Consider the following 16,095-nt stretch of genomic DNA (forward strand, 5'->3'; position numbering starts at 1 on the left):
TCGGCCAGCATGATCACCCTGGCGATGATCGACAACCTCGCCAAACGCCTCACCGCCGAAACCACCCCAACCTGGCGAGACGACTAAACCCTCATAACTCACAAACTACGTGAATCAGACGTCCTCTCAGAACGGCCCGGCCACAGCGCGGGACCCAGCTGGACGTGAGAGCTGCTTCAAGACGCTTGAGACAACATCCCAGAACCAGCCGGGCCGCGGCCGCGACAGGGCGGGACCGGAGGGCTGTTTGGGACGGGCGGGACAGTGCTTGGGGAGCTGGACCACCGATCTGAGCCCGGCGGGCGCGGCACGGGCTCGGCCCGGCAGCTGGCTCGCGGGGAGTTGCGGAACGGGGGTGCTGTGGTTGGGGGCGGCTTACCGCGTACCGGAGATGGGGTTGAGGGTTGGGCGTGAGCGGAGCCGGCGGCTGGAGTCAGGCGGGCTGGGTCTCGGACCGGTCGGATGGTCGGGCCGTCAGGTGGGCGCGGGCCGCCTGCACCAGGGCCTCCGGGTCGTCGGCGTGGAAGCGGACGGTGGTCGCCGGCCGGCCCTTGGCCTTGCGGACCGGGAGCACCATCGGGCCGGTCAAGCGCACGTCGATGCTGGTCTGGCTGGCCATGCCGAGGGAGAGGACGCCGTCCTCCAGCTGGATCTGACCGCCTGGCGGCATCGAACGGCGGCGCACCTCGATCGACTCGATCGACTCCCACGCGATCGGGACGTCCATGGTGATGCCGTTGCGGATGCGCAGGCCGGCCGGGCCGACCAGATGCGGATGGACGACCATGGTGGCGGCCAGGCCGATCATCCAGAACAGCCCGTAGACGCCCAGCGCCAGCACGGTCACCCGGACCGGCTCCCACGGGATCATCAGGTCGAGGATCGGGATCTCGATGAACGACACCACGATGAACGCGCCCAGGATCATCTTGACCGCGCCCACGTAGGCGAACCGCTCGGTGCCCGGCTCGACCGGGATCGGCCGGCGGAGGATCCACCGGAACAGCGCCGCCCACAGCCGCAGCTCGTAGACCACCACGAACCGCGCGAGTTCCCATACCTTCGTCACGCGACAACGGTAGTTCGCGATGCACTCGTATTGCAATGGCCGAACGGACATCCCCCGACGAGGACGACCGGCCGGCGCCACGCGGGCGCCGGCCGGTCGCCGGTACGTTCAGCTGATCAGAGCGCCGGGTAGGCGTTCGCCATGAGCTGGGAGAACTGCGCCGGGAACCAGGCTCCGGAGATCGGGGCGTTGGCCAGCGCGCCGGACAGGTTGTTGCCGTTGCGGGCGTTACCGGTGTAGGTCGGGTCACACATCCGGTCGAAGCCCTTGCCCTCGTCGTTCTCGATGAGGGTGCTGGAGCCGTCCGACTCACCCGGCGGCTTCACCCAGACGTAGGCGTCGATACCGGTGGCCGGAGCCGCGGTGGGACGCTCGCCGAGGCCGGCGCCGGACTGGTTGCACCAGTTGCCGGCGTGGATCCGGCGGTCGATGCGGGACTCGTTGACGTAGGTGTCGACGACCGTCGAGGTGCTCGCCGCGGTGGGCCGGGCCGAGCCGCCCCAGCCGTTGCGGGAGGTGTCGATCAGCATGCCGATGCCCGAGTCGAAGCCGACCGAGACCAGCTTGGTACGGAACGCCTGGGCGAAGGTCAGCTCGTCGGTGTACTGGTTCCAGTCCACCCACTTCGACTGCCGGACGCTCTGGCCACCGACCGTGGTGGTGGGCTGCACGAACGGCTCACGCAGGGCCGAGTAGTTGGCCGTGTTGGTGATGAAGCCGTGCACGTTCTTCACGTTGCCGGACGCCTGGGCGGCCTGCAGCATGATGTCGGCGGTCGGGCCGAAGTTCGAGTCCCAGCCGATCCAGCCGTGGTGGGCGGCGTCCACGTAGTTGTAGACGTTGCCGATCGCGCCGAGCTTGTTCAGGGCGTAACCGACACCCTGCACGTACCCGCCGTTGGCCTTCATCGTGTCGCACATCGCCGTGCCGCCGGCCTGGCCGGAGGTGTTGGTGATGAGGTTCGGCAGCGAGTCGATCTCGATGACGTTGATGATCCGCAGGTTCTTGTACTTCGCGTCGCTCTGGATCGCGGCGATCGGGTCGATGTACTCGGCCTTGTACCGCGGCAGGTCGTTCGGGCCCAGCTCACCGTTGGAGGCGAGGGCCGCGCAGTCCCGGCCGGGCAGGTTGTAGACCACGAACTGGATGTAGCCGGCGCCCTGCGCGAGAGCCGCGTCCAGGTGGTCACGCACGCCCATCGAGCCGTTGGAGCTGCTGCCGTCGGTGCCCTCGATGGCGGCGATCCGGTCGATCCAGACGGCGGTCGGGTTGTTGGAGACCCGGCTGCCGCCGGACACCGACTCGGCCTTCGCCTTCCACTCCGGGTTCACGTAGCCCTTGGCCCCGGCGTACGGGTTGTCGACCTTGGTGGTCGGCGACGTCGAGGTCGACGGGGACACCGAGGTCGACGGCGAGGTCGAGGTCGACGGGGACGTCGAGGTGGACGGCGAGGTGGACGGGCCGCCGGTCGAGCCGGTGCAGACCGTGCCGTTCAGCGTGAAGGACGCGGGCGCCGTGTTCGAACCCGACCAGCTGCCGTTGAAGCCGAAGTTGGCCGTGCCGTTGGTGGGCAGCGAGGCCGCCCACGACGGGTTGGTGGCCGTGACGTTCTGCCCGGACTGGGTGACCGTGGCGCTCCACGCCTGGGTGACCGTCTGGCTCCCGGGCCAGGTCCACTTCAGGTTCCAGCCGCCGCTGATCGGGTCGCCGAGGTTGGTGACCGTGACGTTGCCGGTGAATCCTGTGTTCCACTGGTTGACCGAGTAATCGACGCGACAGCCGGCCGCGGCGCTGGCGCTGGTCGCCACGGCGACGGCGCCGGAAGCGGCGACGACGCCCACGGCGGCAGCCGCCGTGAAGGCCCTGGCACGGGTGGGGATGGGTCTCATGAGGACTCCTCGAGACGGGGACGGCGCGGGAGCGCGCCGGGGAACGGTCGACCGACACATCGGTGGGGATCGTTGGCCGATGTCGACAGCATTCCATGGGAGCGCTCCCAGCGCAATCACTCCGAAACAGTCGGGCAATCGCGATTTCATGGCGCAACAAGATCCCTGCTCGCGGGCATAGTCAGGTGTGACGATCCAGCGCGAGACCCTCGGGCAGAGCGGCGACCCGGACGACTTCGAAGCCGTGTTCGACCGCTACTCCCGGGCGGTCTACAACCACGCCTTCCGCCTCACCGGCTCCTGGTCGGTCGCGGAGGACGTGACCCAGTCGGTCTTCCTGACCGCCTGGCGGCGGCGGGCCGAGGTCCGGCTGATCGACGGCTCACCGCTGCCATGGCTGCTCGTCACGGCGAGTCACCACGCCCGTTCCGAGCAGCGCGCTCTCACCCGGTGGCGCAACCGCCTGTTCCGGGCGCCGGCCGACGAGATCCTCCCCGATCCGGCCGACGACGTGGCCGGGCGCCTCGACGACGAGCGCCGGATGCGGGAGGTGCTCGCCGCCGTGCGCGGGCTGCCTCGCGCCGAGCGGGAGGCGGTCGCGCTCTGCCTCTGGTCCGGGGTGCCGTATTCCGAGGCGGCGGCGGTTCTGGGGGTCGCCGAGTCGACCGTCCGCAGCCGGGTGAGCCGGGCCCGTGCCCGGCTGTCACGTCAACTGGCCGCCGATCCCGGCCCACCCGGGTCGATCGTCCGGCGCCGAGAGGACGGCGGCGCCGCCACGGCGTCCCCGGAGGGTCCCGGGTCGCCGGCATCACCGACGGCGGTGACGTCACCCACGGTCATCACCGGCATCAGTTCGGGCGATCTCCAGCCGTCCGCGGACGGCACCGCCACGCCGCTGATACCCGCCGGCACGCACCTCACATCCGCGGGAACGCACTCTCAGGAGGAGTCATGATCACCAAGCTGGATCCACCCGCCGAGCGTGATCTGCCGGCCGCCGGGGCGGCCCGGATGCGGGTCCGCCTTCGGTTCGAGATGCACGGGCCGGCTCTCGCCCGGCGGCGGCGGACCGGTCGGCTGGCCCTGGCCGGGGTGGCCACGCTGGCCGCCGCCGCGGCGGTGGCGACCCCGGTGATCCGCGACGGGGACCCGCCCACCACGATCGCGATGGGGCCGGGCGAGCTGACCTCGTCGCTGACCGCCACCGCGAAGGCGTGCCTGCACGGCTATCCCGACGGTGCCCTGTTCGAGGGGACGCCCCGGTTCCCCGTCACGGTCGGGGACCTGAGCGTCGCCGTGCGACACCGCGGCCGGACCGGCGCGCTCTTCCTCACCGATCAGGGCTATGTCGCGTGCAGCCGGGAGGCCGAGCCGGGCCGGGAGGACAGCGGCGCCTTCCACATCGAGTTGTGGAACGGCACCCGGGACTGGCTGCCCGGCCCGGTCCAGGTCCTCAGCCGCAGTTCGTCGGAGGCCGAGGCCGGCTGGGTGATCGCGGCCGGGCGGATCAGCGACCGGGTCAGCCGGCTCACCCTGGAGCACGGCAACGGGGCGACGACCGCGGCGCGGTTGTCCGGCGGCACGTTCGGTCTGCTCACGAGGACCGACGACGTCCAGCCGACGGCCGAGCTGGTGGCCTACGACAGGAGCGGTCAGGAGGTGTGGCGGGAGCGGTTCTTCAAGCCGCTGCTCGGATGGGATCAGTGCTACACGGCCCCGGACGGCCGGGTGGTCTACGAGAACCGGTGGCACCGGGAAAAGGACGCGGAACCGGGTCGTGCCGCCGTCGGCGACAGCGAGGGCTCCTGCCGGCCGGCCGAGGCGTGGGCGCCCTGATCCCACGGCACCGTGCGAGGTGCCCTCGCGGGCCATCGCCGCGCCTCCGGCGGCGAGCCGGGCCGGTCGGGAGCCAGGCGGTGGACGCTCCAGGTGAGGGCCATTACGCGGTACGCGGTGCGCGTGACCGCGGGACGGCCGGATCCGGGTACCGGGTCGCACCCGATTTGCGACCCGGCACACGTCTCCGGTGGCTCAACCCCGGGCTGCCGGTGCCGACCACTAGGGCCATGAGCGTGGGCAGCGAGTTGCACACCGCCGGTCCCGAGGTGGAGGGGCCCGGTGAGGCGGTCATGACACCGGATCGGCAGACGCTTCTGCTGGCCGAACTGGTGGGGTTCATGACCAGGGACACCCCATCGGTGCAGCATGTCCTGGATCTGACGACGCCCCATCTGCGGGACATCGCCGGCCTGACCGCGGCCACCGTCTTCGAGCTGGACTCGGAGACCGGCATGATGACCGTGAGCGCGCGGGTCGGCGAGCCTGGACGCCGTGACCAGATGGTGGCCGGCAAGGTGTTCCGCACCCCGGCCGGCGGCAAGCCGGTGATCAACGGCGAGCAGATGGCGATCCGTCTGCGCATCGGCGGGCAGACCGTCGGCGTACTGCTGCTGACCGGCTCCGCCTTGGAAAAGCTCCAGCTGGACACCATCGCGACGATGTCGCTGCACTTCGCGACCACCCTGCAGGGGCTGGCCGCGGAGAAGCAGCGGCAGTTCGTGGCGCACAGCAGTGCCACCATCCGGGAGCTGTTCGAGCACGGCATGTCGGCCGGCAACGTGGAGACCGCCGCCGAGCTGCTGGCCCGCTCGTTCGCGACCGCGTTCCGCACCGAGCACGCGGCGATGCACCTGATCGACGGCGAGGGCCGGATCCGGTACGTGCACGGTGTCGGCTTTCCCGCCGAGGTGCACCAAGCGCTCAGCACCAACCTGCTCGGCCGGCCGGCCACCGAGTCGCCGGTATGGTGCAACAGCGCCGAGAAGGGTGAGCCGATGCTGGTCAGCGACGCCGGCACGGCCAAGGTCCGGTCCGGCGGGCTCACCCAGACCATCGGGTTCCGCTCGTTCATCGCGATGCCTCTGCTGTCCGCCCAGGGCCCGGTCGGCATCGTGATGTGCGGTGACTCCAGCGGCACCCGGGACTGGACCGCCCAGGACCGGATCCTGGCCGAGCAGCTCGCCGTCGAGGGCACGCTGATCATGGACAGCGCCCGGATGCGGCAGGCCGCCGAACTCCACATGAACGAGCTGACCCAGCAGGCTTTCCACGACTCGCTGACCGGGCTGCCCAACCGCAAGCAGCTGCTGGACCGGGCCGAGACGGCGGTCGAGATCGCCTCCGCCACCGGCACGCGGGTCGGCCTGCTGCTGCTCGACCTGAACGGGTTCAAGCAGGTCAACGACACCGTCGGGCACCACGCCGGCGACGTGCTGCTGCAACTGGTGGCGAAGCGCCTGCAGGGCGTCGTGCGGCGGCCGGACCTGGTGGCCCGGCTCGGCGGCGACGAGTTCTCGGTGCTGCTCGTGGGCAACCCGGACGAGAACGCCGCGATCACGGTGGGCGAGCGGATCTGCGAGCGGCTCCGGGAGCCGTTCGACATCGAGGGCGAGCCGGTTCGGATCGGGGCGAGCGTCGGTGTGGCGCTCTTCCCGGACCACGCCACCGAGTTCGCGGCCATGATGCGCGAGGCGGATTCGTACATGTATCAGGCGAAGCGAGGCGGTGGAGGAGTACGCCTGGTCGGCTCCTGACCGTCATGTCGGCAAACCGGCGCGCGGTTCCGCCCGTACTGGTAGTTTTCGTGCTGAAACATCACGAAACTACCCCACGGGGAGGATCAAACGTGGGCAATACCCGTTTGCTCGCGGCCGGCGGCGCGCTGGCCGCCACGCTGGCCGTCGCGGCACCCGTCGTGACACCGAACCGGGCGGGCGCCCTCCCGGCGCCGGCGCGCGGGCCGGCGAGCGGCATGGAGTTCTCCGCCCCGCACGGCGAGGTGGAGGCGGGCACCCCGATCGTCCTCAGCGGCCGCGCCGGGTACCTGGACCGGGCGACCGGCAACGGAGGAAGGGTGGACATCTTCTTCCGCAAGGGGCAGACCGCGCCGAAGGTGTTCCTGGGCTCGGCCGCGGCCGGCAGCTCGGGTAGATTCCGCTTCCCGACACGGGCCAACGCGACCGGCGAGTACGTGGCCCACTACCGGCACCAAAAGCTGGCGATCACCGCGGACGCCACCGACTTCCTGGCCGTCTTCACGAGCCGTGCGGTGGACCGGAGGCTCTTCTCCTGGACCGCCACCAACCTGTCCTGCCTGCCCACCTGCAAGGCCGTCGGCCCGGATCAGCAGATCGGCGCGGGCCCGGTGAAGGTGAAGCTGGAGCGGAAGTGCCGGCAGCCGAAGTCGGGTGGCCGGATCGGCTTCACGGCCGACCAGAAGAACGCCTACCGGGCCGGTGACCTGGGCTGGCGCGACTTCCCGAAGGGCGACGGGCCGACCGAGTTCGAGCTGAAGCCGGCCGCCACGAAGGGTCACTTCTACCTCGAGTGGACCAGCGCCACCCCGCCGGAGGGCCAGCTCTCCTCCTGCGACATCTCCTTCGCCGTCTCGCAGAGGACCACGGAGAAGGAATACGTCTGACGGATCCCCTGGAGGGGCGGCCCGACGCCTCCTCCGAAAGGGGATCCTGAAAGACGTAAAGATCTCCGGCGAGCACCAATCGCATACCAACGCCCGTGTGGGCGCACCTAGACTTCGGTCCCATGCTCACCATGCAGGATGCGCTCGCCCGGCTGACCACCTACTGGACGGATCAGGGCTGCCTGGTCGTCCAGCCGATGAACACCGAGGTCGGCGCCGGCACGCTCAACCCGGCCACCTTCCTGCGGGTGCTCGGGCCGGAGCCGTGGCGGGTCGTCTACACCGAGCCGTCGGTGCGGCCGGACGACTCCCGTTACGGCGAGAACCCGAACCGGCTCCAGACGCACACCCAGCTCCAGGTCATCCTCAAGCCGGACCCGGGCAACCCGCAGGAGCTCTACCTCGGCAGCCTGGCCGCGCTCGGCATCGACGTGGCCGCCCACGACGTCCGTTTCGTCGAGGACAACTGGGCCTCCCCCGCGCTCGGCGCCTGGGGGCTCGGCTGGGAGGTCTGGCTGGACGGGCTGGAGATCACCCAGTTCACCTACTTCCAGCAGGCCGGCGGCCTGAACCTCGATCCGGTGAGCGTGGAGATCACCTACGGCATCGAGCGGATCATCATGGCGCTCCAGGACAAGACCCACTTCAAGGAGATCGAATACTCCCCCGGGGTCAGTTACGGCGAGGTCTTCGGCCAATCCGAGTACGAGATGTCGCGCTACTACCTCGACGACGCCGACATCGAGGCGAACCGGCGGCTGCTGGAGATCTACGCCGCCGAGGCGCAGCGCATGATCGACGCCGGCCTGCCCGTCCCGGCCCACTCCTACGTGCTGAAGTGCTCGCAGGCCTTCAACGTCCTGGATGCCCGGGGCGCCGTCTCCACGGCCGAGCGGGCCGCCGAATTCGGCCGGATGCGGCGGCTCGCCGGAGAGGTCGCCAAGCTCTGGGTGGAGCGCCGCACCGAACTGGAACTGCCGCTCGGCACCGTCGCCCCGCTCGCCCCGGCCCGGCCGGCCGCCGCCGTGCAGACCGGCGACACCGCACGCACGCTGGTCTTCGAGATCGGCACCGAGGAACTGCCGCCCGCCGAGCTGCGCTCCGCGCGCGAACAGGTACGGCGGCTGCTCACCGAGGGTCTGGCGGCCACCCGGCTGGCCCACGGCGACGTGCGGGTCTTCGGGACGCCGCGCCGGCTCATCGCCGTCGCCACAGCGGTCGCGGCCCGCGAAGAGGATCACGTGCGCACGGTCAAGGGCCCCAAGGTCCAGGCCGCCTACGCCGGGGACGGCACCGCCACGAAGGCGCTGGAGGGCTTCGCCCGCGGACAGGGCGTCACCCTCGCCGACGTCGAAACCGAGGAGGTCGGCGGCGTACCCCATGTGGTGGTGAGAAAGCACGAGGCCGGGCGCGCGGCACCCGAGGTGCTCGCCGCCGTGCTCGCGCAGGTCGTGACCGGTCTGCGGGCCGCCAAGAACATGCGGTGGAACGATCCGAAGCTGGCCTTCAGCCGGCCGGTCCGCTGGCTGACCGCGCTCTGGGGCGACGACGTCGTGCCGGTGGCCGTCTCCACGCTCGCCGCCGGCCGCCGGACGCGACTGCTGCGCACCGCCGTGCCGCCGGAGACCGAGATCGCCTCGGCCGAGACCTTCCTGGAGACGCTCGGGGTCAACGGCATCGTCGCCGACCACGAGGACCGCCGGGAGCTGATCGTCATCGGCGCCCAGGATCTCGTCTACCCCGACGGGCGGATCGACGTCGCGGGCGAGGCCGCGCTGATCGACCAGATCACCGACCTGGTGGAGCAGCCGCTGCCGCTGCTCGGCACCTTCGACGAGGGCTATCTGTCGTTGCCGGACGCGGTGCTGACCACGGTGATGCGCAAGCATCAGCGTTACCTCCCGGTGCGCGACGCCGACGGGAAGCTGCTGCCGATGTTCGTCACCGTGGCGAACGGGCCGGTCGACGTGGAACTCGTCCGCGCCGGGAACGAGGCGGTGCTGCGCGCCCGTTACGAGGACGCGGCCTTCTTCTACCGTGCCGACCAGGCGACGCCGATCGCCGAGATGAAGTCGCACCTGAACCGCCTCACCTTCACCGACAAGCTCGGCTCGATGGCCGACCGGGCCGGCCGGATAGCCGCCCTCGCCCTGTCTATCGCCGACCGCCTCGGATCCGGTTCACCGGTTCTGCGGAGGGCCGCCGAGCTGGTCAAGTTCGACCTCGGCTCGCAGCTGGTCACCGAGATGACCAGCCTGGCCGGGGTGATGGCGCGCGACTACGCGCTGCACGCGGGCGAGGACCGGGCCGTGGCGCAGGCGGTGTACGAGGCCGAGCTGCCCCGCAACACCGGTGACGAGCTGCCGCGTACGCTGCCGGGCGCGCTGCTGTCGCTGGCCGACCGGCTGGACCTGATCGCCGGGCTGGCCGCCACCGTGGGTCTGCCGACCGGCTCGAGCGACCCGTTCGCGGTCCGCCGGGCGTTCCTCGGCCTGATCGCGGTGCACCGGGCGACGCCGCAGCTGGCCGGGTTCGACCTCACCGAGGGGCTGGCGCTGGCGGCGGCCGCGCAGCCGGTGCCGGTGGCGGGCACCGTCCTGGAGGCGTGCGCCGAGTTCCTGACCCGGCGGCTGGAGCAGGTGTTCACCGAGGAGGGGCAGCCGGTCGACCGGGTGCGCGCCGTACTGCCGCACGCCGCCCGGCCGGCGGTCGCCGCCGCGCTGCTGGGACAGTTGCGGGACGCGGTCGGCGACCCGGGCTTCCGGGCCGTCGCCGAGGCGGTACAGCGGGCGCGCCGGATCGTGCCCGCCGGGACCGCGGCCGGCTACGACGCGGGAGTCCTCAAGGAACCCGCCGAGATCGCGCTGCACGAGGCGGTGTCGGCGGTCGCCGTACCGGCCTCGCCGGACGTCACCGCGTTCGTGGCGGCCACCCGGCCGCTGGTGGAACCGGTCGGCCGGTTCTTCGACGAGGTGTTCGTGATGGCCGACGACCCGGCGCTGCGGGCCGCCCGGCTGGGTCTGCTGGCCCGGGTCCGGGATCTCGGCGACGGGTTGCTCGACTGGTCCCACCTGCGGTTCTGAGAAATGTCGTAGCCCGGCTCTAGGGTGTGCCGCATGCCGCTCACCTGGGCCGGGCTCGCCCGCCCGTTCAGCCACACCGACAGCGCCGCTCTGACCGCGCTCCTGCTCGGCGCCACCGAGCGGGAGCGGCTGGCGTTCGCCGCCGAGATCGAGCGACGGATCCGGGCGGACCGCGAGGGCCCATGGGCGCGGTCGACCAGCCCGGCCGGGCTGTTCGGGCTGACCGTGATCGCCTGCATGCCGACGGCCGCCCGGGCGGCGGCCCTGCTCTCCCGCCGGAGCATGCGCGACTGGGGCCTGATCCGGGTCGACCGGTTCCTGGAGATCGCCCGGGTTCGGGGGCTGCCGTGGCTCGGTGATCTCGGCGTGCGGCTGTGCGGGCGGCTGCCGGCCCGCGACCCGGCGCCGCGAGACTGGGAGTTCGTCGAGGCCCTGCTCATCGAGGGTGACGCCGAGCCGCCGGTCACCGGGCCGGTGGTGCGCGCCTGGCTGACGGCGATCAACCAGAGCCGGTGGACGGTCCGGCAGGGCCCCCTCGCCGACCACTTCCGCGCCAGCCCCTGGCTCGATCTGCTCCTGCCCGGCGCCTTCGAGATCGACGGCCTGTCCGGCCTGGAGACCGATTTTCCGTACGCGGTGGCGCAACTGACCGCCGAGGGCCGGCTGGACCGCGCGACCGTCCTGGCCGCCACCGCCGATCGCCTCGCCCGCTCCGGGACGGCGCCGGCTCTGCGGCCGTTCACCCGGCTGCACGACGCCCTGTCCCCGGCGCCCGCCGAGACGGCCCCGCACCTGCCGGTCTACGCGCGGCTGCTGCCGGAGGCGCCGTCCCCCGTCGCGGCGATGGCCCGGGGCGTGCTCCAGGCGCTCGACGACGACCGCCGCCTGCCCCTGGAAACCCTGCTGGAGGTCAGCGCGGCGACCCTGGCCCGGACGGAGAAGACCCTGGTCCGCGCACAGATCGACTGGCTGGACCGGGTGGCCCGCCGGGAGCCGGACCGGGCCGGGGAGATCCTGGAGACGGTCGCCGTCGCGCTCGCCCATCCCTCCCTCGACCTGCGGGAGCGGGCCCTCGGTGTGATCGCGGTCCACCGGGACGCGGCCGGTCCGGAGACGGTGGCCCGGCTGGCGGCGGCCGCCGGGGGCCTGACCGGCACCGTGCGGGCCATGGCGGGCGCGCTGCTCGGGCCGGCGCTCGCGGAGTCGCCGGGCGTGGTGGCCACTCCCCCGGCCGGTCCACGGGCGATCCCGATGCCGCCGCCCATCGGCAGCGCCGCCGAGTTGGCCGAGGAGCTGACCGCGCTGACCCACGACGCGACCGCGGTCCGCTGGGAGCGGGTCATGGCCGGGGTGGTCGCGCTGCACCACACCGGCGCCCTGTCCGAGGTGCCCGGCGAGGTGCTCGCACCCCTCTGGACCGCGTTCGACGAGGGTCTGCGGTTCCTCGCCCGCGCCATCCACGGCGTCCCCGGGCCGGCGCCCGCGCTGCCGCCGTTCAACGTGCCGGCCGATGTGCTGACCTGGCGGCTCGCCGAGCTGTCCACCTGGCTCGCCGGCAGCCCGGTGCCGGTGCTGCTGGCCACCCCCACCGACGTGTCCGGGAGCATCGGCGCGGGCGTCCTGGTCGACCGGATGGAGCGGCTGGAGGAGGCCGGCCGGGACCCTTGGCCGTTCGACTTCGAGCAGGCGCTGCTGCGGGTCGCCCCCACCCGCGACGCCACGGTGCTCGCCCGGGCCGCCGCCCTCGGTTCGCCGGACGGGGAACGCCTCGCCGAGTGGTTCGGTGCCGGGCGGATCGAAACGGCCGGCATCCGCGTGGAACAACCGGCCGGAAACTTCGGGTACGACGCCTGGACCCCGATCGACGCCGGGCCGGAGCTGATCCGCCGGGTCCTCGTCACCATGGCGCCGCGACGCGACGACCCGCGACTGCTCCTGCTGGGCCGCCCGCTGTTCACCATCGGGCGGCGGCCGACCGCCCGGGAGGACTACCTGTCGTTCCACCATTGCCCGCCGGACGTGCTGGCCATGACACTGCCGCACGACCGGGAGGCGGTCGCGGCGTGGGCGCTGCCGGAGATCGCCGCGCTCGCCGACCGGGACAGCCGCGACGACACGGCGCTGCCGCTGCTGGGGGACTGCTCCGGGCCGTCCGGGCCGGCGGTGGCCCTCGCCCTGGCGTACGGGCTGGGTGCCCGGCATCAACCCGGCCGTGCCGCGGCCGTCGACACCTACCTGGCGGTGACCGCCGAGAGCGGCCCGCTGCCCGCGGCGGTCGGCGCCGAACTGGGTGACCTGTGCGCCGACGGCACCGTGAAACTGACCCGGGTGGTGCCCGCGCTGGCCGACGCCCACGCGGCCGGAGCCTCCGCGGCCGTCTGGGAGACGGTCACCGGAGCCCTGCCGCCGCTGCTGAAGGCCACGCCACGCGGCCTGCCCGACCTTCTCGAACTGGCCACCCGGGTGGCGTCGGACCTCGGGAGGCGGGGCGAGATTCCCGGCCTCGACGCGGTGGCCGGGCGCCGTGGTGGAGCCCGGCTGACCCGGGAGGCGAAGCGCCTCCAGGCCACCCTCGCCGGACCGTTGGGTTGATCGGCATGTCGCTGACCTGGGATGTCGTCGAACAGTACGTTCGCGCCGACGACAGTGAGACCGTCACCGCGCTGCTGCTCACCGCCGGGGAGCAGGAACGGCGGTCGTTCGCGGCGGAACTCACCACGAGGATCCGGGCGGAGCAGGACGACTGGTGGCGGCGATCCCGGCATCCGGCCGGGCTCTACGCGCTGGCCGTCATCGCCTGTACCCCGTCGGCGGCCCGGGCCGCCGGCCTGCTCTCCCGCCCGGCGATGCGCCGGTGGAACGAGATCCCCGTCGACCGGTTCCTGGAGATCGCCCGCGCCCGCGGGCTGACCTGGACCGGCGATCTCGGGGTGCGGCTCTGCGCCGCGATCCCCGCGGAGGGGCTCTGGCCCCGCGAGTGGTCGTTCGTGGCGGCCCTGCTCACCGAGGGCCGGGCGGAGCCACCGGTCACCGAAGGCGTCGTCGCCTCCTGGCTCGGCGCCCTCATCGACAGCCGGCTCGACGAGTCGGCCGACCTGTCCCTCCTGCATCCGCTGCTGCCCGCCGTCTTCGAGATCGACGGCATCGGCAGCTCGATCACGGCACACACCTGGGACTCGAAGCCCGGCTTCCCCACCGTGGTGACCTGGCTCATCGAGAGCGGGCGGATCGACCGGGCGAAGGTGCTGGAGATGACCGTGGACCGGCTCGCCCGCGGCGACCGGCCGGTCGCCCTGCGGGAGTTCACGGCGCTGCACGAGGCTCTCGACCCGGCGCCCGCCGAACTGGCCGCGCACGCCTCCAGCTACGCGCGGATGCTCGGCACGGCCCCGTCCACGGTGGCCGGGCTCGCCCAACGATGCCTGCGAACGATCGACGATGCCGGGCTGCTTCCGCTGGAGACGCTGCTGGAAGCGACCGCGGAGGTGCTCCCGCGGACCGAGAAGACACTCGTGCGGACCCAGCTCACCTGGCTCGGCCGGGTGGCCCGCCGGGAACCGGGCCGGGCCGTGGAGATCGCGGAGGCGGCGGCGGGGGCGTTCGGTCATCCGGCGCTCGACATTCAGGAACGGGCGCTCGGCCTGGTCACGCGCTTGCTGCCGCAGTCCGATCTGGAGCTTCGAAAGCGGTTGGCGGTGACCTCGCCAGGGCCCGCGGCGGCCGGTAGGGCGGTGCCGCAGGTGGGTGGTGAGGCGGTGCCGCAGACGGGCGGGGGCGCGGTGCCGCAGGCGGGCGGTGGGGGCGGACGGGCAGCGGCGGCCATGCCGGCGGCGATCGGTGGTGGCGCCGAACTGGCGGAGGAGGTGGTCGCGCTCTTCCAGGCGGAGGACGCGGTCCGGTGGGAGCGGGTCCTGGCCGGACTGGTCACCGTGCACACCAGTGGGGACACCGCCGCGCTCGGGCCGGTGTTGGACCGATACGACGGCCGGTTCTCGTTCGGCCCGCAGTCGATCTACCTGCTCGAGGCGCTCCGCGTCGTTCTCGGGCGACCGGAACGCGACGACGATGTCCGGTGGCGCATGGCCGGGGTGGTGCAGGCCGCCCTTCCCGACAGCAGCCGTCCGCGGTCGTCCGCGAGTCCGCCCGCCGACCTGCTGTCACTACGGATCGCGGAGCTGGCGGTGCGGCAGTCTGGTCATCCGCTTCCCGTGCTGCTGGCCACGCCCACCGATGTCACCGGTGCGATCGACCCCGATGTTCTGGTGGACCGGATGGCCCGGTTGGAGACGGCGGGCCTGACACCGTGGCCGATCGACTTCGAGCAGGCGTTGCTACGGGTTCGAGCCGGCTCCGGGACGCCGGCACGAGCCGGCACGCTCACGTCGGCCCGGGGCCGGCAGCTCGCCGGATGGCTGGCCGCGGGTGGTCTGCCCGATCCGGTCAGCACCCGCAAGGTGCAATGCAACCGCGGACCGGACGGCGAGATCGTGATGCGACGGGTGATGGCCGAATTGGACTCCACCCGTGCCGACGAGGACGGCCTCCGTCTGGAGGACCTCTTCCTTCCCTTGCGGCGGACCGATCATCCCCGATACTTCGGCGACCGTGATCATCACCCGGGCGTCCTGGCCATGGCACTCCCCCGGCATCGGGAGGTGATCGCCGCGTGGGCCCTGCCGGATCTGGCGGCCCTCGCCGATCAGGACGCGCGCGGGGCCGAACTGCTGCCTCTGCTCGCCGACGCCGGGGGCCCGGCCGGACCGGCGATGGTGCTGGCCGTCACCTATGGTCTCGCGGCTCGCCACGAGGCCGATCGGATCGCGGCCGTCGACGCCTTCCTCGTCCTCGCCGCCGAACCATCCCCGGAGCCACCCGATCCCGACGGCGCCGACCGACCGACTTTCGATCCGGCCGGCGGCGCCCTGCCGTCACCCGATCCGGCCGGCGCTGCCCCACCACCAGCCGAGACGGCCAACGCCGTCCTGCCGTCATCCGATCTGGTCGGCGCCGTGCCGATGTCGTTCGCCGCGCGGGTCGGGGTGGAAGTGGGTGACCTCGGCACGGACGGCACGATCAAGGTGGGCCGGGTCGTGTCCGCTCTGGCCGAGGCCCATCAGGCTGGAGCTTCGGGCGCGGTCTGGGAGGTGCTGGCCGCCGCGATCCCCGGGCTGCTGCCGCACGCACCCAGGGGCCTTCCGGATCTGATCGAGCTGGCCACCCGCGTGGCCACGGCCGTCGGCGCCCGCGCCACGGTCCCGGGGCTGGCGGAGGCGGCCGGACGACCAGGCGGCAACCGCCTGGCCCGGGAGGTGAGACGTCTGCACACTGCCCTGACTCGCTGAGCGGGGCGGGGTGCCGGGCGACGGCGGACGGGCCAGAGCGACGGCGGACGGGCGACGGGCGGGCAGGCGACGAGCCGCGGGCCACGCGCGGGCAGGCGACGAGCCGCGGGCCACGCGCGGGCAGACGACGGACCGCGGGCCACGCGCGGGCCGGCAACGGCAGACGGGGAACCGTGGGCTGGGCACGGGCGCGCGGGGACGCGGGCGCGCGGGGACGCGGGCGCGCGGGGAC

Annotated in this window: 9 protein-coding genes; 7 read left to right on the forward strand and 2 right to left on the reverse strand. The window is 72.6% G+C overall.

The window, feature by feature from the left end; translation table 11 throughout:
- Positions 1 to 433: 433 nt before the first annotated feature.
- On the reverse strand, positions 434 to 1,069 hold the full coding sequence (locus J5X75_RS43255; RefSeq protein WP_208473553.1) for a hypothetical protein: 636 nt from the start codon (positions 1,067 to 1,069) through the stop codon (positions 434 to 436).
- 116 nt (positions 1,070 to 1,185) lie between these two features.
- The gene (locus J5X75_RS43260) at positions 1,186 to 2,958 is read right to left on the reverse strand and encodes a glycoside hydrolase family 6 protein (protein WP_208473554.1); all 1,773 of its coding nucleotides are present in this window, start codon (positions 2,956 to 2,958) and stop codon (positions 1,186 to 1,188) included.
- Positions 2,959 to 3,145: 187 nt separating this feature from the next.
- On the opposite strand from J5X75_RS43260, the gene J5X75_RS43265 reads away from it, so the two are divergent.
- The 7 genes from J5X75_RS43265 to J5X75_RS45820 all read left to right on the forward strand — a co-directional run bounded on the left by J5X75_RS43265 (position 3,146) and on the right by J5X75_RS45820 (position 15,863).
- Positions 3,146 to 3,913 (forward strand): RNA polymerase sigma factor, encoded by a 768-nt coding sequence (locus J5X75_RS43265; protein WP_208473555.1) that lies wholly within the window; start codon positions 3,146 to 3,148, stop codon positions 3,911 to 3,913.
- Positions 3,910 to 4,794 carry a hypothetical protein gene (locus J5X75_RS43270; RefSeq protein ID WP_208473556.1) on the forward strand — a complete coding sequence of 295 codons (885 nt, stop codon included), beginning with the start codon at positions 3,910 to 3,912 and terminating at the stop codon, positions 4,792 to 4,794. Before J5X75_RS43265 ends, J5X75_RS43270 begins: the two co-directional genes overlap by 4 nt.
- A gap of 230 nt (positions 4,795 to 5,024) precedes the next feature.
- On the forward strand, positions 5,025 to 6,551 hold the full coding sequence (locus J5X75_RS43275; protein WP_208473557.1) for a sensor domain-containing diguanylate cyclase: 1,527 nt from the start codon (positions 5,025 to 5,027) through the stop codon (positions 6,549 to 6,551).
- A 92-nt stretch (positions 6,552 to 6,643) separates the two neighbouring features.
- Positions 6,644 to 7,438: a hypothetical protein gene (locus tag J5X75_RS43280; RefSeq protein WP_208473558.1), complete on the forward strand. Its 795-nt coding sequence runs from the start codon at positions 6,644 to 6,646 to the stop codon at positions 7,436 to 7,438.
- Positions 7,439 to 7,560: 122 nt separating this feature from the next.
- Complete coding sequence (locus J5X75_RS43285) at positions 7,561 to 10,521, forward strand: glycine--tRNA ligase (protein ID WP_208473559.1); 2,961 nt, start codon at positions 7,561 to 7,563, stop codon at positions 10,519 to 10,521.
- Between the two features lie 33 nt (positions 10,522 to 10,554).
- Positions 10,555 to 13,113, forward strand: a complete 2,559-nt coding sequence (locus J5X75_RS43290) for a DUF6493 family protein (RefSeq protein ID WP_208473560.1) — start codon at positions 10,555 to 10,557, stop codon at positions 13,111 to 13,113.
- Between the two features lie 5 nt (positions 13,114 to 13,118).
- Positions 13,119 to 15,863: a DUF6493 family protein gene (locus tag J5X75_RS45820; protein WP_208473561.1), complete on the forward strand. Its 2,745-nt coding sequence runs from the start codon at positions 13,119 to 13,121 to the stop codon at positions 15,861 to 15,863.
- Positions 15,864 to 16,095 lie beyond the last annotated feature (232 nt).

This window comes from Actinoplanes flavus (genome assembly GCF_017592555.1).
In the GTDB taxonomy this organism is placed as follows: Bacteria; Actinomycetota; Actinomycetes; order Mycobacteriales; family Micromonosporaceae; genus Actinoplanes; species Actinoplanes flavus.